This window comes from Streptomyces cadmiisoli (genome assembly GCF_003261055.1).
Classification (GTDB): domain Bacteria; phylum Actinomycetota; class Actinomycetes; order Streptomycetales; family Streptomycetaceae; genus Streptomyces; species Streptomyces cadmiisoli.
Genome location: NZ_CP030074.1, coordinates 919,868 through 938,057, shown reverse-complemented (window position 1 = coordinate 938,057; position 18,190 = coordinate 919,868). Strand labels below are relative to the sequence as shown.

The window sequence follows — 18,190 nt, the reverse complement described above, 5'->3', positions numbered from 1 at the left end:
CCTCGCACCAGGCAAAATCTCGGCGACGGCCGAACGCTGACCCTCTGATGGCGGATCAAAAGTGACCCACTTGGTGATCTTCGTCTGACTCTGGCCTTGGTGATCAAGGTCAGGAGGGAAGGTGATCCTCGTGGAGGACTGGGCAGAGATCCGCCGGCTGCACCGGGCTGAGCAGATGCCGATCAGGGCGATCGCTCGGCATCTGGGCATCTCGAAGAACACCGTCAAGCGGGCCCTGGCCAGCGACCGGCCGCCGCAGTACCAGCGGCCGGCCAGGGGCTCGGCCGTCGACGCGGTGGAGGTGCAGATCCGGGAACTGCTGCGGGAGACTCCGACGATGCCCGCGACGGTGATCGCCGAGCGGATCGGCTGGGAGAGGGGCATGACCATCCTCAAAGACCGGATCCGGCAACTGCGGCCGGCCTATGTTCCGGTTGATCCGGTCTCGCGCACTGTCTATCGGCCAGGTGAGCTGGCCCAGTGCGATCTATGGTTCCCCGAGGCGGACATCCCCCTTGGTTATGGGCAGAGCGGACGCCCGCCGGTCCTGGTGATGGTGTCCGGCTACTCCCGCGTGATCGCCGCCCGGATGCTGCCATCCCGCAGGACCGGCGATCTGATCGACGGGCACTGGCGGCTGCTGACGGAGTGGGGTGCCGTTCCCAGGACGCTGGTCTGGGACAACGAGGCCGGCGTCGGCCGCGGCCGCCCGACAAGCGAGTTCGCCGCGTTCGCGGGCCTGCTCGCCACGAAGATCTACTTGTGCCGGCCGAGGGATCCGGAGGCGAAAGGGCTGGTGGAACGGGCCAACGGCTATCTGGAGACCTCGTTCCTGCCCGGACGGCACTTCAGCGGACCGGACGACTTCAACACCCAGCTGCAGACCTGGCTGAAGGTCGCCAACCGGCGTGTCCACCGCACTCTCGGGGCCCGTCCGGCCGACCGGTGGGCAGCGGACCGGGCCCAGATGCTCACCCTGCCCGCGGTCGACCCGCCCACCTGGTGGCGGTTCTCGGCCCGGCTGGGCCGGGACCACTATGTCCGGGTTGACACCTGCGACTACTCCGTCGACCCCGCCGCGATCGGCCACCAGGTCACCGTGCTGACCGACAACGAGCAGGTCATCGTGCTCACCTCCGGCGGCGAGATCGTCGCCCAGCATGCTCGCTGCTGGGCCCGCCACCAGACCCTCACCGATCCCGAGCACGCCGAGGCCGGACGGGCGATGCGCCAGGAAGCACGGCGCCGGCCCACCGGTCACATCCACGCCGTCGGCTCCGCCTCCAGCCCGCTCATCGAGGTCGAACAGCGCGAGCTGGGCTCTTACGACCGGTTGTTCACCGTCATCGACGGCGGCGAAGGCAAGGAGGCCGGCTGATGGCCCGCACCTCCACCACCACCGACGCACAAGCACCCGCCGCCGACACGGCCACAGGTCGCAGGACCGGTCAGCAGACCGCCTCCGACCTGGCATTCCTGGCCCGGGCCATGAAGGCCCCGGCTCTCCTTGCCGCCGCCGACCGGCTCGCCGAACGGGCCCGCAAGGAGTCCTGGACCCACGCCGAATACCTGGTCGCCTGCCTCCAGCGCGAGGTCTCCGCCCGCGAATCGCATGGCGGCGAGGCACGAGTACGCGCCGCCCGTTTCCCCGCGATCAAGACGGTGGAGGAGCTCGACGTCACCCATCTGCGCGGCATGACGCGCCAACAGCTGGCGCATCTGGGCACGTTGGACTTCATCGCGGGCAAGGAAAACGTCGTCTTCCTGGGCCCGCCCGGCACCGGGAAGACCCACCTGGCGATCGGCCTGGCAGTGCGGGCCTGCCAGGCCGGACACCGCGTCGCTTTCGCCACCGCCGCCGAATGGGTCGACAAGCTCGCCGCCGCCCACGAGACCGGCCGCCTGTCGGCCGAGCTCACCAGGCTCGGCCGCTATCCGCTGATCGTGGTCGACGAGGTCGGCTACATCCCCTTCGAAGCGGAGGCCGCGAACCTGTTCTTCCAGCTCATATCAAACAGATACGAACGCGCGTCCGTGATCGTCACCAGCAACAAGCCCTTCGGGCGCTGGGGAGAGGTCTTCGGCGACGAGACCGTAGCCGCCGCCATGATCGACCGACTGGTCCACCACGCAGAGGTCCACTCCCTCAAAGGCGACTCCTACCGCATGCGAGGACGCGAACTCGGACGCGTCCCCACCGACACACCCGACAACGACTGAACCACCCATCGACACCAACCGGGTCAGATTTCCACCGCCCAAAGTGGGTCACGATTCAGCCGACGCCGACACAAAATGAGCGGCATGGTCAGTGAGAGGAGCAGCGGCTTCACGCTGCCGCGGGGCGCGACAGGTTTCTTCCGGCCGAAGGACGGCCCGCTCCCGGAGACTGAACTGCGGGCGTTCCGCGCCGCTCTGTGTGCCGCTGCCCGCGTCGCCGGAGGGGAAGTAGGTGAGGTAGAGGAACGGGTGTACCCCCCGGACCTTCCACACCGCGGCAGTCATCGGACGCGAAGGCGAGAACACTGTCCTGTGTCACGCTCACCACCCCTGGGTCGCCTTCGCCAAGACACGGCGGGACTGGTACGGAGAGGACTTTCTCTCTCCGCCGTTGTGGGCTCACGCCTTCACCAACGCGGGCTTCACGGTCCTGAGCAGCGAACGACTCGCCACACCGCTCTCCGACGTGGACACCTCAGTGCTCACGCAGGGCGAGTGGCGTGAGGTCCGCTTCTACGGCATCACCACGTTGGGTGGAGTCCTCTTCAACGCGTGGGACTGACATCCACGCAAGTGGCGCCGTTCGACGCCGGACCATAAATGACAAGCTCAGAGGTCTTGGACTGCACGCAGGGCCTGGTCCGGCGAGCCGTGGCCGCGGGGTCGACGGGGCCGATGAGTTTGCGCCCTCGAACCGGTTGACCCTGAGCTGCGTGAGGCCGTAGTACTGCTCTCGTCCACAGAAACGGGACATTTACGCCTCGCTATATTCGGCTATTCCTTGTCGAAGATGGTGTCGTCAATGATAATCCGCGGCTCTGAATCGTCCGGACCCGTGGCGGCTTTGACTTTGTAAATTTCGGGCGCAGGGCGTCGTACACACCACGGGAGGCATTAGTGTGCTTTGTCGTCGGCCCACGCGAACCCGCCAACAATCTGGATCGACTTCAGCCCTTTCTGAATTCAGCGTCACTGTATGACAAGGATGTAGCTGTCCCAGTTCAATCGCCGCCTCGCTTGATCTCAATTCGCCGAAGCGACGGCACTAGTAACGGCATCAGCATTGCCACTGCCGCCACCCCGCCGCCCGTGACGGCGACTGCCGCCGTTCCGAACGCCGCGGCGAGGACCGGTGTGGACAGCTGGCCTATGGGGATGGGCACGAAGGACCAGAACTCGTCGTGGGCGCCGACCCGGGAGAGCATCCGCTCCGGGACGTGCGTGTACCAGACCGTCTCCCACACGACGGTGAAAAACTCGGAGACCACTCCCGCCACGAACGCCGCCGCAGCCAGCCACAGCGTGGTCGCGCCGACGCCGAGCAGGATCAGGGGGACGGCGCCGAGCGTCATCGAGGACAGCGCCGGCACCATTGGCCGCCGTACCGTCAGCTTCACCATCACGACGCTGGCCAGGAGCGACCCGACACCGCGGGCGCTCAGCACCAGTCCCCAGCCCTCAGCCCCAATCGTCTCGTTCGCGATCACCGGGCCCAAGATCTGCCAAACACCCATATTCAAGGCATTAAAGACGCCAAAAGCGAATGTCACCGTCCAGATCCACGGCTTGGAGCTGAAGTAGCTCCAGCCTTCCCGCAGTTCTCCGAGCATCGTCGGTCCGTTCTCGGTGCGCGGCGGCAGATTGGGCAGCGACATCCGGGCGAAGAACGCGGCTGCCAGGAGGAAGGACGCGGCGTCTGCAGCGATCGCCCAGCCGCCTCCGACTGAAGCGGTCAGTAGGCCGGCCGTGGTCGGGCCGAGGATCCGAGTGGCGTTCCTGGCGGACGCCACCAGCGAACTGGCCTGCTGGAGGCCTCGTCCTGCTGCCAGGTTGGAGACGATGCCGCGCAGTGCGGGCGTGGTCAATCCCTGGAAGATGCCATTGAGGGCGGACAGCGGCAGCAGCAGCGCGGGGTGCTGATGGGTGAGCAGGAGGATCGCGACGCCGACCTGAGTGAGGCCCGCGCCCAGGCTGGTGAGGCGCAGCACGATGTCGCGCCTGTAGCGGTCGGAGATGCCGCCGCCGAGGAGGAGCGTCGCGACCATCGGGACCAAGGCCGCAGTGGTAACCGCGGACAACCAAGCCGCGCTGTCCGTAACTTCCAGTACGCCGAAGGCGAGTGCGACAGGCGACATGGCACTGCCTGCCAAGGAGATCGACTGGCCGGCTAGAAACCATCGGAAGGCAGCAGAGCGGAGCGGCTGTTCGGACGCAAGGCCGGTACTGGTTACCGGAAACGCCTCGCCTTCCGGTGGTTCAGGATCTCGATTCTTGGGCGCATCGGTTGCAGGCACAAGGGGCCACCGTGCCAGCTCATGACAGACGTCTCAAGCGGTTTTCAAGAACGTGCGCCAGCCAAGCGGCCAGGCTGGACGGCTCGCGGTCAGGCAGCAGATCCACCGGCCGGCGGGTCTCGATGTCGACGAGCACCGTGCCGTAGACCCGTCCTTTGCGTGTGGCGTACTCATCAACACCAGCCACCCGCGGGGCCGGGACTTCGGGTTCGGGCAATGCATCGAGCAGCCGCAACACCGCGCTGCGGCTGATGGACACCCCGAAGGCCCGTGCCATCCGGGCGCCGGCCCGGCCAGCAAGGGCGAAACCCACCGCGGCGAGAGCCGACCGCAACCGCTCCGTCCACATGCTGTGCCGCCGGGTCAGTCGGCATCTGCTCAGCGAACGTCCGCCGAGCACACGAAGACTCCGGACAGAAGAACCGCCGAACTCGCAGTTGCAGGACCACCAGACGTCACCAACTCGGCACGTCCGCAGGAAACCGCAGGTAAGAGCTGTGCACCCGGGTCGACTCGCTCCCACGGTCCGGGCATGCCTCCCCGTCCGCGGTACTGCAGACGTCGATGCATATCGCCTCGTCGCTCACGTCCAGCGACAGCACCGACACGTCCGCGATGGACGGTAACAGCAGGCCCTCCAGGCGGGCGCCATCTCTTCCACGACGCCGTACTGTCGACCGCTCAAGATCGGCCCTGGTCATTTTCAGGCAACTTCCCGGAGCCTGATTGGAGCGTCAGTCGTCACTCAGCGTGCGCACATCACGGATAGCGAGCCGGAACCCGTTCTCGTGAACAGAGCCATGTGCCGATACGCACGCGCCATGTGGACACTGATGCAGCAGCCGCTGGAGGCCGTTGGCGAGCTGGAAGTGGGCCGCCCTCAACGGAGGCGACTCCAACGGGCGGGACAGATACCCGCTACTCCCGTGGCAATCGTCACCCTGCGACGCAAAACAGAAAGAGGCGGGAGCAACGACACTGCCTCGTGAGCTGCCGTACCACGCCGAGGGCAGGTACGACGGTGCGGAGCCCGGGTGGCGGAGCGGTGTCGAGTGGACGCTGCTGTGGATCGAGAACACCGCCGCTCAGCTGGCCGAGCGCCGCGGTGCCAGCGACCGTCAGGGATGCCACCGGCGCGTAGCCCTCCTAGCCTGTCGCTGGGGGCGCCGCGGCTCCCCGGGCCGACCTCGGCGTCGCGTGCGGCTCCGCCGTATTGCGCGATGCACACAAGCGGCGCCCGATCCCCTCGCCCGCCCCCGGGGCTTGTCCCACTCACCCGTTTCTCTGTGCCGATGATCATCCCTGCCGACGAGGCCGGACCACATCGAGGACGACCGGGGCCTCGCCCAGCGGGCCGTCCACGATCCGGAAGCGGTGAGCGGACAGGATCGCGCGCAGGGCCTGGTTCATGGCGGCCTGCTGGGCAGCGCACAACTCGGAGGCAAGGTGATGGGCGGCCGTCGGATCCTGCTGCCACTGCACCCGCAGCGCACGGTTGTTGCCGGGGACCGGGACCAGGCCCACCCCGGTCTCCTCACCGTCTGCCGCCGCCTCGATGTCGTACGGCGGCAGGCCGGCCAGCAGCACGACCTCGAGCACCGCCCGCGCGAGCCGCTCCTGCACATCCGTGAGCGCCGCGCCGTCCAGCGCGGCCCTGCCCGCGAAGTAGCGCGCCTGCGTGCGGTAATCCCCGGCCTGCGGATCCATGACGGAGTTCTCCTTCCCGGCGGGCAAGGCCCTGAGAATATTCGGCTGACGGGTCCGTGAGACGTACGTCACGGACGGCGGGGTCACAAAAGGCGGGGGTGCGTGCACTACATAGTGTCGGCAGGTGAACGGGTCACCGCCGGGGAAGGCGGACCGTGATGGATCCGGTGCTCGGGGGAGGGCTGCTGATGCTGTGCGGCTGGCTGTGTCGGCTGCTGCACATATGGGTGGCTGGCCGTACCGAACTGCGCAGAACCGAGATGCAGCAGCAAGGTCTCAGCGAGCGGGTGCGGAACCTGCCGCCCGGCAGCCGTCTGCTGGAACGGCCCGGCAGCGTCGAGGTTGTGACGGGAGCGCAGTTGGCGGAGTTCCGCCGTGGCTGAGTCGGTCTCGCCTGTGGCGAGGAAGACGGTACCGGCGCCTTTACACACCGACGGGGCTTCGCCCGCGTTAATGACCAGCAGTCTTGAGGACCTCTACCGCGTCGAGATGCCGCAGCTGACACGGTTCCTGGTCCGTGTCGGCGCGACTCCCTACGAGGCTGCCGATGCCGCTCATGAGGCTTTCACGATAGCCATCGAGAAATGGGACCGTATCCGGGAACCGCGGGCGTGGCTGCGCAAGGTCGCTCACCGCTGCTATCTGCGTCAGACCGGCCAACGGGTCACCCCGTACGACCCGTTGCCCGATCGCTCGGGCGGGACCTGTCCCATCGCCCACGTGACGCTCAAAGAGGGAAATCAGCGGGTCCTGAACGCTCTGGCCCAGCTGCCGCCGCTGCAGCGGCACGTCATGGCGTGGGCCCAGGACGGCTTCACCGACCGGGAGATCGCCCAAGCGCTTGATATGCGAGAAGACGCCGTACGGAAGAACCGGAACCGCGCCCGGCGTCGACTGCAGCAGACTCTCGTTGAGGAGATTGGGGGCCGCGATGAGTGAACACACCGCATCCCGGGAGACAACGGGCTCCGAGGCTGACACCGTCGCGGGAGAGAACCGCCCCACGGACGCTGATACGCGTCTGGATCAGCTCCTTGCGGCTGCTGACGAAGAACTGTCCCAGTGCCTCGACGACGTCCTCGATCTCACGGGCGGTCTTCAGCAACTCGCTTCCCTTCCTGCCTGCCCCGCTCCGTCTCGGCTGGCAGACGGCCTGGCCGGGGATGCCTTGCACCGTTCGAGCCTGCGCGTCACCGGGCGTCTTGGCGAACGCACCCATGTCGACGGCAACCAGCGGCTACAGGAAGCACTCGATTTACTGCAGCACACCAGCGACGAGTTCCACGGCCTTGTGAGCATGACGGACGACGGCCCGTCTTCCCTGGAGACCGCACGGTCCAAACTGACCCACGCTCAGCTAGTCATCTCGCGGCTCATCACCACAGCACAAGGCCGGACACTCACGAGGACGCAGAACACCGCGGCATTCAACGAAATCCACGACTGCGTCAACACGGCCTGGACCACCGTCGCGCAGACATTGGAGAGCCCCGCCGCCGACCTACACGCCGTGCTTCTCGACGACGCCCTCGACACCCTCGACAGCGCCACGCAACGCCTCACCCAGGCACACCGCATCCTCGATCACCTCCTCGACCAGATCGAAGAAAACCTCGACCAGCCCCTCCCCGCCTGAGCCGCCCCCACCCTGATCGAGGAGCCGACGAAATGCGGCGCCGGAGGTGACAGACAACCGGTCGGTGCCCGGCAGCCACGCAGAGGAGATCGTGGTCGACGGCGAGACGGAGCCGGTGGTCGTGAAACTAGGCACGCGGCGCGCCGGCTTCGGAGGCTTCGGCCTCGTGACAGGGCGATCGGCCGGACGCTCGGAGTGCGGGCCGGGCGGGCGCGGCAGGGGCCGGTGGCGTCGTCGTCAATCCTTGGAGGAGTCCAGGCTGGTGACAAGGTGCTGGTAGAGGCGGTCTTGAGCCTGGGGGTCGAACACGGGTGTCAGTGATGTCGTGGTGAAACTGTCGGCAGTGAGGCTGTTGAGCTGGTAGGGGGCCAGCGTGCTGGGGTCTTTGAGGTCGTAGCGGGTGTGGCGGCTGCCGTACTTGCCAACGGTGAGCATGACGATCCGCTGGGCGCCGGCTGCGGTCAGCAGCAGGCGTGCCCATTCCAGGGACATGCCGTGGGTGGTGAAGTCGTCGAGGACGACGACGGTTTTCGTGCCGAGTTTGCCGCGGTAGCCGGACCCCAGGTGCACCGTCTGGGCCTGCGTGGCGATGGAGATGTTCTGGGCGGCTTGGCCTTGGCTGGCCTTCCAGCGTTCCAGGCTGGTGTCCGGGGCGTCGACAGCGCGGACAAGGAGGTCCTCGCGGTAGTAGCCGTGAAATAGTGCGGCTGCCTTGTCGAGATAGGTCTTGAGCCGCTCGCTGACCTGGCCGCTCGTGCTGCTGGGGTAGATGCAGAAGTAGGGGTTGGCGGGGATCAGGTCTTCCAGATAGGCGTTGGCGAGGACGAACAGCATGAGAACGCTCCGGGCGTCCGCGTCTGCGATTTTCACCGGCTTTTTGTAGGTGAAGACGTCCTGGAGCCTGAAGGTGGGGCCGGGCGAGGTCGAGGGCAGCAGGGCCGAGGCGGACAGCAGTGAGCGCAGCGACCAGTTTCCCTGGTCAGCGCGGTGTGACCAGCTCGGGTCGCTGGAGAGGAACATCTCCAGGAACCGGTCCACGTCGCCAGGCGTGCGTGCGACGAGCGAGGTGGTGCCGCTGGGCATCGAGGCGGCCCATGCGGCGTGCTGGTACATGACGCCGGAGTTGATGGCGGTGCGCCAGTCCATGGCTGTGCAGCCGACGTACAGCAGTTCATACCGCTGCAGATGCAGAGCGGTGGTGACGGCGTCGATCCAGGCCGGCGAGCCGCGCCTTTTGCCGCCGGCTATGTGGGACTGATCGATCAGCAGGCTGGGCTCGGGATAGCCGAGCTGCTGGAGTTGTTCTTTCTGGTCCGGCGAGAGTGGGTCGGTGGACAGGATGCACCACTGCAGGCCCTTGGCGACCAGGCTGTGCAGCAGCGCAGCCGTCCCGGTGGCCGTGGGGGTGCCGTGCTTGAGGAGGATGGTCTTGTAGTCGAAGAGGACTGCCTTAGCCGGCATCACCACCGTCTTCCTGGCCCAGCAGGTCGTCCAGGCGCTGCCGTAGCCGTTTGAGGTCTTCGGGAGGCAGGGCACGCAGTTCCACCTCGCGGCCGAGTTGGCGCTCGACCAGGCTCAGGCCGAAGGTGGTGTGTCCGTAGGAGTCGGCCGTGCTGCGGCACAGGGCGTCCAGGGTGCGCCGTCCGGCCGTGGTGAAGATTTCGATGAGCTGGCCGGTGGGCTCGGTGTCAATCAGGTCGGTCAGGTCGCCGGCGCCGGGCCAGGTGAAGCCGATGATCGGCCGGTGGTAGGTGGCGGCGAAGCGCACGGTGTGCGCGGTGCCGCCGGTGTGCTGGCCCTCGGCGGCGACGACGATGTCCGCGAGGCCGGCCTGGAGGCGGTTGCGCTGGACGAACTGGGCCTTGCGGTAGTGCTCGCCGGGCAGGTATTCGCTGGCCACCGCACCGCCGGTGCGCACGATACGGGCACGGATGTCCGCGGTCTCGGCAGGGAAGACGATATCGATGCCGTGGCCGAGGAAGGCGACGTTGCGTACTCCGTCGCGCAGCGCGGCCTGGTGCGCGACCGCGTCGACGCCATTGGCGAGGCCGGACACCAGCGTGATGGGGTAGGCAGCCAGGGTGCGCACAGCGGCTTCGGTGGCGCGCACCCCGTCGGGCGTGATGTCCCGGGTGCCGACGACCGCGACGTACGGGCCCTCGTACAGGGCTCGGGGGTCGCCCTCGACGAACAGCCACAGGGGCCCGCCGGGGAGTTCGGCAAGCCGGGCCGGCAGGGCCGAGGGGCCGATGAGGTGGATGTTGCGCCGAGTAAGTTCGTCGGCCTTGACCCGGGCCGTTTTCAGCAGCTCGGAGCGGTAGGTGCTGATCTCGTCTGCGACCTTGCGGGCGGCGGGGACTTTCGCATGGGCGAGCTCTGCGGCCAGACGGACCGGAGGAGCCTCCCATACCCGGCCGAGTTGCTCCCGGTGTTCGCGGACCAGCGCGTGCAGGCCCTTGCTTCCCAGACCGCGCGCGGCGCCGAGGGCGAGAAAGGCGACCTGGAAGGGCATGTCTGTGGCGGGCAGGTCGTCGGCAGCCTGCCACAACATGGGCTGCCCGTCGGGAGCGGGCCGCGCCCTTTCTCCCTGAGTGCCGCGCTGATCCACCCCAGCACCTTACCTGGCATGTGCCAGACGGCACGGGTGCAACGTGCGGTGGGGCGGTGTGGTGCGGCCGGCGGGTGCGGGCCCCGGGGGGCGTCCTCCTGGGGCGCGCGTGTCCTGGACCCGAACCGCCCCCGCCCCAGAGCGGCCGGGTGCCCGATGCCGGCCCGACCGCCCGCTCGTTGGCCTACCGGCGCCACCCGTGCGGGAGGCGACGCAGCCAGGCTGGCGGCCTTGGCCTGTGCTCTTGGGTGGTTCGGGACAGGAGACGGCAGTCACGATCCCGGTTCTGGGCAATTTCTGCCGCCGCGTAGAGGCGGCTCCAGCCGACGCGGCCGTCCAGCAGCTCCAGCAAACCTGGCGGTGGAGGTCAGCTACGGATGCTGCTGTCGAGGAAGGTGAGGACCATGCGGACCGTGTCGCGGCTGAACCAGGCGGTCTCGGCGTGCTGTTCGAGGATGTCCTGGATGTGGAAGGTGATCTTGGCCCAGTTGCGGAAGTTGCCGTGACACGCGGCGTCGTTGATCCACATCAGGTCGTCGGCGGCGACGTTCTGCCACAAGGCGTGGTAGGTCGGCATCAAGGCCAGGACTTCGTCGGGGGTGAGCGGCTGGTACTGCTGGTAGATCGGGATACGGGAGAAGAGACCGGAGCAGCTGCGGATGCGCTGGAGGCAGTTGTCGCCGCCGGCGAGGATGACGGTCAGCTGGGTGCGCCTGTTCTCCCAGAGAGTCTGCAGGTACTCCAGGGAGGTCTTGGTCAGGCCCTGGGCTTCGTCGCAGACCAGGACACGGTGCTGTTCGGCGAAGGCCTGTACGAGGAGTTGGTCGAACGCATCGCCTTTGGCGGGAGGTTCTCCGGGCAGCGCCAGCGCGCGATAGAGGGCGGGACGCAGAGTACCGAGCGGGGCCCCCTTGCGGCATTCGAGCCAGAGCGTGTTGTCAGGGGCGAGGTCGCGCAGGCTGGTGTTGATGGCGAAGGTTTTGCCGAGTCCCACGTCGCCGTGGATGCAGAGCAGGGCTTGGGCTTTGATGACCGTGGTCAGGTGGCGCTGGGTCAGGCGCGAGGCGGTGGTGGGCAGGATGCTGGCTCCGGCCAGGCCGAGGTAGTGGTCGTTGGCTGGGGTGGTGGTGTCAATCGTGTGGTTCATCGGTGGGCTCCTCGGGTGTGCTGGACAGGGGTGTGGCGTGCCAGGAGTCGGTGGGGTTGGGCAGCGGCGGGAGCAGAGGGGCCGTGGAGCCGAGCTGGGTTTCGGCCGGGTTTGCGGTGTTGTTCCAGGTGGCGGTGGGGTTGGGCAGCGGGATGAGGTCGGGGCGTGTTTCGCGGGCGTGTGCGTCCTGGCGGTGCCCGTTGAGGATTTCGGTTGCTTGTTCCTGGGTGATGTCGCTGGTCGGGCGGGGGGTGGTGGGGACGGTGTCGGCCTCGAAGCGTTCCTCGCGCTGGCGGTTCGCCTTGTCCAGGGCGGTGCGCAGGCGGCCGGCTTCTCGGTCGGCGGCGCGCCGTACCTCACGTCGTTCCTGGGGGGTTGCTTCGTTTTGCAGGACGGCTGGGCCCAGGTAAGTGCCGTCTTTGGCGTCGTAGAGCTCGACGGAGCGTTCCTGGCGGGGCATGTAGCGCAGCACGACCTTGGTGCCGCCAAGGCCTTGCATGTAGGGAGCGAGGTAGCGGCGTTTCTTCCCCCAGTGAACGCCGTCTGAGTTGATCGTCAGGGGGGTGGGATGGGTTTCGAGGGTGAAGTGGAGGTCTGCGGGGTCGGGGTCGTAGATGGGGGTGAGGTCGTTGTTCCACAGCTCGTGTGGGGTGCGGTTGTCGCGGGTGCGGATGCGGTGCTCGTGGTTCCACTCGTGGACCCATGCGAGGAGGTGGCGGATGAATGCCTCGTAGGTCAGCAGGCGTTCATCGGGGTCTGGTTTGGTGCGCCGGCTGGTTCGGGGGGCGTGAACGTAGCCGGGGAGGCCGGGGAAGTGCATGGTTTTGACGGCGTTGTTGAGGGCTTCGACAGTTCCCTTGAGCTCTGGGTGCCTGGGAGGCAGGTCGACGACGCGGACGCCGAGGACGCCGAAGGCGGCGTCGACGGTGTCGCTCAGGAAGTCTTTTCCTCTGTCGATGCGGACGAGGCCGGGGCTGCCTCCGAAAGGGCCGTGATTGCCTCCTCGCAGGACAGCGGATCGCACGGCGAGGAGGATGTTTTCCCGGCTGGGGGTCTGTGCGGAGACGGACAGGCCGCAGACGGCGTCGCTGGCGCAGTCGATGAACCAGGTGATCCAGGGTTTGCGGCGGTGTCCGTTGACGTTGACCCAGACGCTCGCTTCGACGTGATCGCCTTCCCATGCCTGATTGCGGTGTCCGACGCCCCGTGTCAAGTGGACGTCGAACTTGCGGCGTTCCCTCTCGCCGCCGCGCAGGCCGGCGAGGAAGCCGGGGGTGTAGGCGGTGGTGACGGCGCGGTGGAAGGTGGCGTAGCAGACGGGGTCGTCTCCCAGGCTGCCTCGTTTACGCAGGTCCCGGTAGGCGGCGGCGATGTTGCCGCAGAACAGGGCGACGGCGTCGCGCATCTCCTGGGTGAGAGTGAAGGAGGCGCGGCGCCCGGGGGTGTAGCGGCCGTTGTGCTGTGCGGCGTTGTCCATCCACCGGCGCACGCTGCGCGGGTGGACTCCGAAAGCCTCGGCGACGGTCTTGATGTGGTCGGTGGTGAGGCTGTTGTGCTGGACGAGGAACATGAGCCGGCCGACGGCTGCCCGGCGCACGCTGGTGTCGCGTGGCGACTGCTCGAAGATCACAGGGATGTCCTCTCGGGTGCTTTGCCCGCGTGAGGTGGTGCGGGGTCAGGCGGGGGCGAGGCTGAGTAGGCCTGCGCCGTAGGACTGGGCGCGGCCGATGCCGCGGCAGATGCTCTGGGCGAGGAGATGGGCGTCGGTGATGCGGGCGTGTCCGTCGAACTGGACGAGCTGGTGGTCGAGTCCGGGCCGGTGGGGGGCGTGCGGGGAGCGTTCGAAGGTGCGGGGGGTGAGGCTGATGCTGGTGAGGGCGAGGCCGGACTGGCTGGCTCTGCGCTGCCACCACTGGGCGGCGTCGTGGCCGTGCAGGGCGGTCGGGGTGCCGCGGCGGCGCAGGAGGCGGCCGTCGGGTCGTCGGCCGCAGGGGGTGCCGGGGAGGTGGCGGACGGGGACGGCGGTGATGCGGTAGCGGACGTGTCGGCCGGGAGTGAGGGCGTGCAGGAGGGGGGTGAGGTCGCGGGCCGCGAGAAGGGTGCCGTAGCGGGCGGGCAGGCCGTTGAGATTGGGTGGCTGGGTGGTCTGGACGAGCAGGGTGGGCTCGTCGTGGTCGGTGTCGAGGCGGAAGAGGAGTCCGGCGTCGCGGCGGGGGTGGGGGCTGGGGGTTCCGGGGGTCAGGCGCATGAGGGTTTTGTGGAGCTGGACGCGGTCGGCCAGGTCACGGCGTACGGCGTGGTGGGCGGTGTTGAGGCGGATGCGGGTGAGGGTGGCGGTGGGGGTCATGGCTGCTCCGGGTGCATGTAGGCGGCGAGGGTGGTGAGGGGGTCGGGGCCGGCGTAGAGGGCGGCAGGGAGGGGGATGCGGGTGCGCCACACGTTGCGGGGGTGGTAGCGGCGGTGGCCGGGGGTGAAGTCGACGGGCTGGTCGCACAGTTCGTAGTGGTCGATGGCGGTGGTGGGGTTGGGTGGGGGGTCTTCGTGGATGAAGTCGACGTTGACGGTGGAGGTGTGGGGGCGGGGTGGTCGGGCGAGGGAGAGCGGGGCGCGGCAGGTGAGTTCGTCCAGGGGGTCCGGGATGGCGGTGGCCAGGACGAGGGGTTCGGTGGGGACGCAGGTGCGGCGGCCGAGGTAGGGAGCGTTGTGGGGGTGGCGGAGGTGGCCGGCGATGCTCTGCAGGAGTGGGGTGGGGCCGGTGACGGCGACGGTGAAGACCGCGTCGGCGAGGTAGTGGCGGTGGGAGATGAGAGTGGACTGGGCCTCGGGGCGTTGGGGGCCGCCGCTGGTGCGCAGTTGCTTGTCGCGGGGGTGGCCGCCGCCGACGGTGTGGAAGTCGGTGTGGGGCGTGCCGGGCCGGTCGATGCGGATGAGGAATCCCAGGTCCTGGTAGCGGGGCTGGCCGGGCAGCTCGGTGAAGGGGGCGAGGGCGTGGTGGGGTTCGCGTCCGGCGCAGTTGGCGAACATGCCGATCAGGGCGGAGCGGGTGGGGTGGGGGGCGGTGTCGCGGTCGTGGAAGGCGGCGCTGGTGCCGAAGGCTGCCAGGGGGCCTGCGAGGCGCAGGAGCAGGGCGCTCATGCGGCGTTGGCTGGGGGCTGGCCGGTGGCGGCGTGTGCGAGGGCTGCGGCGATGAGGGTGTCGAAGCTGTCGTGCCGGGTGCCGAGGTGGGCTGCGTCGTTGTTCTGGGCGGTGGCGTAGCCGTGGCCGACGAGGTCGCTGGTTCCGGTCAGCCGATGTGTGATGCCGGCGCAGGTGTCCAGGGCGTGGTAGCTGGGGGTGAGGTAGCCGCCTTTGGGGGTGGCTTGCACGGGCTGTTCGAAGGCGCTGGCGTAGGTGACGGGGCGGCCGTCGCGGACGGCGTAGGCGACGAGGTCGGGCACGGTGTGCGGGGCGGTGGACGTCTGCTTCGCGGGGAGCACGGTCATGATGACGGCGCGCATGAACAGTCCGGCCAGGCGTAGCGCCTGATTCTGGTCGCCATCGAGTTTGCGGGTCAGGTCGGTGAGGTTGACCGTGGTGAACCGGTAGAACACTCCGCTGGTCAGGAACGTGGTGTCCATGAAGGCGCTGCCGCGGTCGCCCGGGTCCTGCCAGTCGTCCACTGCGGTCACGAAGTCCGGCTGCAGGTCGCTTGTGTGCGTGGTGAGGGCTGGGGCGGTCTGTACGGCGCTGGGGACGTCGGCGTCTGTCAGGCCGGCGAGCATGCGGCCGAAGAGGTGGATGGTGGCGGTGGGACGGTTCAGGCAGGCGGCCACCTGGTCGGTGGGCAGCAGGGCGGGCGGCTTGCCGCGGCCGGGCTTGGTGTCGTCGCTGTCGTCGGGCTCCTTCTTCTTCTGGAGGCGGGCCAGGCCCTTCTCGAGGTCGGCGCGGTGAGCGGTGCACAGCTCGGCGAGGTCCTCGACGATGGAGCCGGCGGCGACCAGGAGCATGGCGTTGGTGCGGTGGTCTTCCTTGGGATTGGTTTCCAGGCCTTTGGTAGTGGCGGAGCGGGCGATCTGTCCGGCGGCGAAGCGGGCCAGTTCCTCGGGCCAGCCTGCTGCGCGCAGCGCCTGGGCGACCTGTGGGGGGAGGTTGCGGGTGCGGGCGGCGGGTTCTTCGAGCGTGGTCTCCAGTGCCAGGCGCTGGGGGCGTCGTTGTGCCTGGGCGGGGACCATGATGCGTGTGGCGTTGCCGACGGTCATGGTCTTGGGCATGTTGTGCCGATCCCGGTTCAGGCAGGACGGCGGCCGGTGTTCGAGCACGTGGATGTCGAGGTAGCGGGTGTGCATCACAGCTCCAGGAGGGTGTCGGGGACGGTCAGGTAGAAGGAGTGGCGCCAGCGGCCGGCGACTTCCAGCGGTTCGAAGTCCCATTGGGCGAGGTCTTCGAGCAGCACGGCGACGTCGTATGCCAGGCCGAGGCTGAGGAGGCGCTGGACGGTGTGGGGCAGTCGGGTGTGCAGCAGGTCGGCGGAGAGCACGCCCATCACTTCCACTTCGCGTTGCCAGCCTGCTGCGGTGTGGGGGTGTGCGCGGGCGGCGTCGGCCAGGGTTCGGCCGAGGTTGGGACGTCGTGCCCAGTTGTCCGGCGGTGCCGGTTCACGCTCCAGCAGATCGTCCGGGGTGAGGCCGGGGTGCGGGAGTGGGGCGGAGGGTGCCTGCTCGGTCCAGTCCGGGGCGGGACGTTCCAGGGCGATCAGGGAGGCGGTTGTGTAGTGGGCGCGGCGGGCGCCGAAGCCTTGGCAGGGTTTGACGAGGTAGGCGTCCATGCGCGGGCACTGGGTGGGGGGCCGTCCTCGGCCGTCCTCGAGGAGGCTGCGGATGCGTGGGGTGCTGCACAGGCTGCGGACGTGAGCGACGAAGGCGTCGTAGTGGCAGCGGCGTTCGTCACGGCTGGGCATGCGGTCCTTTGGTCGGGCGGAGGGTGTCGTCGGGGGGTGTGCCGGCGCGTCGCAGGCTCTGCACGGCGCGGGCCAGGGCCGGGCCGGCCTTGGGCAGGCGGTTGAGGGCGTCCCGTGTGGTCTCGGACAGTGCGGTGATGGCCGTGGCGGCGAACACCCCGTAGGCGGACCGTGTGTCGTCGAGGAGTTCCCAGAAGGCCTGCTCGGCGCGCGGCCAGTAGCCGGCGAGGGCCTGTCCGGCCCACGGGCTGGTGTCTCTTTTCCCGCCGCCCTTGGCCGGGGGCGGGGTGAGGCCGGTGTCCTTCCATGCCTGGTCGGCTTGTCGGCGCAGGGCGGCGCCCAGAGTCTCCGCGGCGGCGCAGCACTCGACGATGCGGGAGGCCTTGACGGGGTCGTTCTCCTGGGCCAGCGGCCAGATCGGCGGGGTCAGGCTGGTGTACCAGATACGGTTGTTGACCTGGCCTTCCTGGTCGAATCCGCACACCCACACGCGCAGGCGGGCGCGCGTGTCCTTGGGAAGGCTGTTGATGGTGGTGAATGCCTCGGGCCGGCAGCCTGGCCGGTGTTCATCACCGGCGAGTGCCAGCGCGGGCAGGGCGCGGAACAGGGCGTGGTCGGCGTTCGCGCGGCGCGGGCTGCGCCGGCGTTCCGCGGGCGCCTTGGGGTCGATGTCGTAGACGAGGTAGGGATCGGTGGCCTCGAGCAGCGGGTGCTGGGTGGCCCAGGTCAGGTAGGCGTCGGTGACGTGTTCGCCACTGGCGTCCGGGACCAGGAGCGCCGCGTGCACGGAGCGGCCGGTCAGCAGCCGCTTGGGCCAGGTCGCCGCATGGGGTGTCCGCAGGGGATGGGCAGGGGGTTCCTGCCAGGGGCAGGCGTCACTGCCGGGGGCCTGATCGTCGCCGCGGTAGGGCGTCTGGTGCAGCAGGAGGGTCTCGTACAAGGTGCGGCCGCGGGGGTGGAAGGAGACGGTGGAGCGCAGCGGTCCGGCTTTCAGCTGCCCGCTGGTGACTCCATCGACGGTCCGGGTGGTGGCCCGCCCGGAGGGTCCGTAGTAGTGGTAGGCGAGCAGGCTCCACAGCGCTTCCCTGGTGGGCACGGGCTGGGGATCGGTGTCGGTGTGGCGGGGGTTGAACCAGACCAGGTTGCGGCCGGCCGCGCGGCCGTAGATGAGGGAGTTGATCCCGCTGCGTTTGGGGCACTGGACGGCCAGTGCCGCGTCCTGCCACCACGGGCGCGTGGGGTGGAAGAGGTCGAAGGCGCCGGGATCGGCGTCGAAGTAGGCGTGCACGGCATCGGTATCGAAGCCGTCTTCGCGTCTGAGGAGCTCTGCGCGGTGGTCCAGCCACTCCTTGATCGGCTGGTCCGGGTCGTCGAGTTCGGTGACGGCGGCGCATATCGCGGCCAGGACCCGGTAGAGGCCGGACCGGGCGGGAGGCAGGGGCAGGGCCAGGTCGTCGATGCGGTGTGCGTCCGTGAGGAGTTCACGTAAGCCGACGTACTCGATGTGCTTGCCGCAGCGCACCGGGATACAGGGGCTCAGGTCGATCCGGAAACTCGGGGGTGGCATCGCGAACACTCCTCTTCGCTTCCTGCCGGGCTGTGCGGGGCCATGGCGAGGAGGCCTGGGCGACGCGCTCGGGCA

General features: G+C 68.6%; 18 protein-coding genes. 6 read left to right on the top strand and 12 right to left on the bottom strand.

Going from position 1 to position 18,190, the window contains the following annotated elements; all coding sequences use genetic code 11:
• Positions 1-121: 121 nt before the first annotated feature.
• From istA to DN051_RS47165, 3 genes are all read left to right on the top strand, one after another.
• Positions 122-1,378 (top strand): IS21 family transposase, encoded by a 1,257-nt coding sequence (gene istA / locus DN051_RS44550; protein WP_112441644.1) that lies wholly within the window; start codon positions 122-124, stop codon positions 1,376-1,378.
• A complete protein-coding gene (istB, locus tag DN051_RS44545) occupies positions 1,378-2,220 on the top strand; it encodes an IS21-like element helper ATPase IstB (RefSeq protein ID WP_112441642.1) in 843 nt (280 codons plus the stop codon). Before istA ends, istB begins: the two co-directional genes overlap by 1 nt.
• A 391-nt stretch (positions 2,221-2,611) precedes the next feature.
• Positions 2,612-2,782 (top strand): hypothetical protein, encoded by a 171-nt coding sequence (locus DN051_RS47165; protein WP_234388640.1) that lies wholly within the window; start codon positions 2,612-2,614, stop codon positions 2,780-2,782.
• Positions 2,783-3,221: 439 nt separating this feature from the next.
• Here the strand turns inward: DN051_RS47165 and DN051_RS44535 are convergent, their stop codons facing one another.
• From DN051_RS44535 to DN051_RS44525, 3 genes are all read right to left on the bottom strand, one after another.
• Positions 3,222-4,514 (bottom strand): MFS transporter, encoded by a 1,293-nt coding sequence (locus tag DN051_RS44535; protein ID WP_159053920.1) that lies wholly within the window; start codon positions 4,512-4,514, stop codon positions 3,222-3,224.
• Positions 4,515-4,533: 19 nt separating this feature from the next.
• Complete coding sequence (locus tag DN051_RS44530) at positions 4,534-4,773, bottom strand: transposase (protein WP_162625233.1); 240 nt, start codon at positions 4,771-4,773, stop codon at positions 4,534-4,536.
• Between the two features lie 1,037 nt (positions 4,774-5,810).
• Positions 5,811-6,248 carry a hypothetical protein gene (locus DN051_RS44525; protein ID WP_159053922.1) on the bottom strand — a complete coding sequence of 146 codons (438 nt, stop codon included), beginning with the start codon at positions 6,246-6,248 and terminating at the stop codon, positions 5,811-5,813.
• Between the two features lie 128 nt (positions 6,249-6,376).
• Between DN051_RS44525 and DN051_RS44520 the strand changes: the two genes are divergently transcribed.
• The 3 genes from DN051_RS44520 (at position 6,377) to DN051_RS44510 (ending at position 7,857) form a co-directional block, all read left to right on the top strand.
• The gene (locus DN051_RS44520) at positions 6,377-6,604 is read left to right on the top strand and encodes a hypothetical protein (RefSeq protein ID WP_159053923.1); all 228 of its coding nucleotides are present in this window, start codon (positions 6,377-6,379) and stop codon (positions 6,602-6,604) included.
• A 70-nt stretch (positions 6,605-6,674) separates the two neighbouring features.
• The gene (locus DN051_RS44515; RefSeq protein WP_159053924.1) at positions 6,675-7,160 is read left to right on the top strand and encodes an RNA polymerase sigma factor; all 486 of its coding nucleotides are present in this window, start codon (positions 6,675-6,677) and stop codon (positions 7,158-7,160) included.
• Complete coding sequence (locus tag DN051_RS44510) at positions 7,153-7,857, top strand: hypothetical protein (protein ID WP_053756993.1); 705 nt, start codon at positions 7,153-7,155, stop codon at positions 7,855-7,857. The genes DN051_RS44515 and DN051_RS44510 overlap by 8 nt, the downstream gene beginning before the upstream one ends.
• Before the next feature lie 237 nt (positions 7,858-8,094).
• Here the strand turns inward: DN051_RS44510 and DN051_RS44505 are convergent, their stop codons facing one another.
• The 9 genes from DN051_RS44505 to casA all read right to left on the bottom strand — a co-directional run bounded on the left by DN051_RS44505 (position 8,095) and on the right by casA (position 18,115).
• Positions 8,095-9,318, bottom strand: coding sequence for a hypothetical protein (locus tag DN051_RS44505; RefSeq protein WP_112443350.1), 1,224 nt, complete (start codon positions 9,316-9,318; stop codon positions 8,095-8,097).
• Complete coding sequence (locus DN051_RS44500) at positions 9,308-10,408, bottom strand: DNA processing protein DprA (protein WP_053756995.1); 1,101 nt, start codon at positions 10,406-10,408, stop codon at positions 9,308-9,310. Before DN051_RS44500 ends, DN051_RS44505 begins: the two co-directional genes overlap by 11 nt.
• A gap of 424 nt (positions 10,409-10,832) precedes the next feature.
• On the bottom strand, positions 10,833-11,612 hold the full coding sequence (locus tag DN051_RS44495; RefSeq protein WP_053756996.1) for an AAA family ATPase: 780 nt from the start codon (positions 11,610-11,612) through the stop codon (positions 10,833-10,835).
• On the bottom strand, positions 11,596-13,242 hold the full coding sequence (locus tag DN051_RS44490) for a Mu transposase C-terminal domain-containing protein (protein ID WP_053756997.1): 1,647 nt from the start codon (positions 13,240-13,242) through the stop codon (positions 11,596-11,598). The genes DN051_RS44495 and DN051_RS44490 overlap by 17 nt, the downstream gene beginning before the upstream one ends.
• A 45-nt stretch (positions 13,243-13,287) precedes the next feature.
• Entirely contained in the window at positions 13,288-13,959 is a 672-nt protein-coding gene (gene cas6e / locus DN051_RS44485; RefSeq protein ID WP_112443349.1) for a type I-E CRISPR-associated protein Cas6/Cse3/CasE, read from the bottom strand.
• Positions 13,956-14,747, bottom strand: coding sequence for a type I-E CRISPR-associated protein Cas5/CasD (gene cas5e / locus DN051_RS44480; protein WP_112443348.1), 792 nt, complete (start codon positions 14,745-14,747; stop codon positions 13,956-13,958). Before cas5e ends, cas6e begins: the two co-directional genes overlap by 4 nt.
• Positions 14,744-15,937 carry a type I-E CRISPR-associated protein Cas7/Cse4/CasC gene (cas7e, locus tag DN051_RS44475; RefSeq protein WP_053757218.1) on the bottom strand — a complete coding sequence of 398 codons (1,194 nt, stop codon included), beginning with the start codon at positions 15,935-15,937 and terminating at the stop codon, positions 14,744-14,746. The genes cas5e and cas7e overlap by 4 nt, the downstream gene beginning before the upstream one ends.
• The gene (locus tag DN051_RS44470) at positions 15,937-16,548 is read right to left on the bottom strand and encodes a type I-E CRISPR-associated protein Cse2/CasB (RefSeq protein WP_112443347.1); all 612 of its coding nucleotides are present in this window, start codon (positions 16,546-16,548) and stop codon (positions 15,937-15,939) included. The genes cas7e and DN051_RS44470 overlap by 1 nt, the downstream gene beginning before the upstream one ends.
• On the bottom strand, positions 16,535-18,115 hold the full coding sequence (gene casA, locus DN051_RS44465; RefSeq protein WP_079000447.1) for a type I-E CRISPR-associated protein Cse1/CasA: 1,581 nt from the start codon (positions 18,113-18,115) through the stop codon (positions 16,535-16,537). The genes DN051_RS44470 and casA overlap by 14 nt, the downstream gene beginning before the upstream one ends.
• Positions 18,116-18,190: the final 75 nt, after the last annotated feature.

Excerpts from the sequence above, each read along its gene's own strand:
- DN051_RS44470 (WP_112443347.1), bottom strand. The coding sequence starts at position 16,548 with ATGCCCAGCCGTGACGAACGCCGCTGCCACTACGACGCCTTCGTCGCT.
- DN051_RS44495 (WP_053756996.1), bottom strand. The coding sequence starts at position 11,612 with ATGAACCACACGATTGACACCACCACCCCAGCCAACGACCACTACCTC.
- DN051_RS44510 (WP_053756993.1), top strand. The coding sequence starts at position 7,153 with ATGAGTGAACACACCGCATCCCGGGAGACAACGGGCTCCGAGGCTGAC.
- DN051_RS44505 (WP_112443350.1), bottom strand. The coding sequence starts at position 9,318 with ATGCCGGCTAAGGCAGTCCTCTTCGACTACAAGACCATCCTCCTCAAG.
- casA (WP_079000447.1), bottom strand. The coding sequence starts at position 18,115 with ATGCCACCCCCGAGTTTCCGGATCGACCTGAGCCCCTGTATCCCGGTG.
- DN051_RS44500 (WP_053756995.1), bottom strand. The coding sequence starts at position 10,408 with ATGTTGTGGCAGGCTGCCGACGACCTGCCCGCCACAGACATGCCCTTC.
- istB (WP_112441642.1), top strand. The coding sequence starts at position 1,378 with ATGGCCCGCACCTCCACCACCACCGACGCACAAGCACCCGCCGCCGAC.
- cas6e (WP_112443349.1), bottom strand. The coding sequence starts at position 13,959 with ATGACCCCCACCGCCACCCTCACCCGCATCCGCCTCAACACCGCCCAC.
- cas5e (WP_112443348.1), bottom strand. The coding sequence starts at position 14,747 with ATGAGCGCCCTGCTCCTGCGCCTCGCAGGCCCCCTGGCAGCCTTCGGC.
- cas7e (WP_053757218.1), bottom strand. The coding sequence starts at position 15,937 with ATGCACACCCGCTACCTCGACATCCACGTGCTCGAACACCGGCCGCCG.
- DN051_RS44515 (WP_159053924.1), top strand. The coding sequence starts at position 6,675 with ATGACCAGCAGTCTTGAGGACCTCTACCGCGTCGAGATGCCGCAGCTG.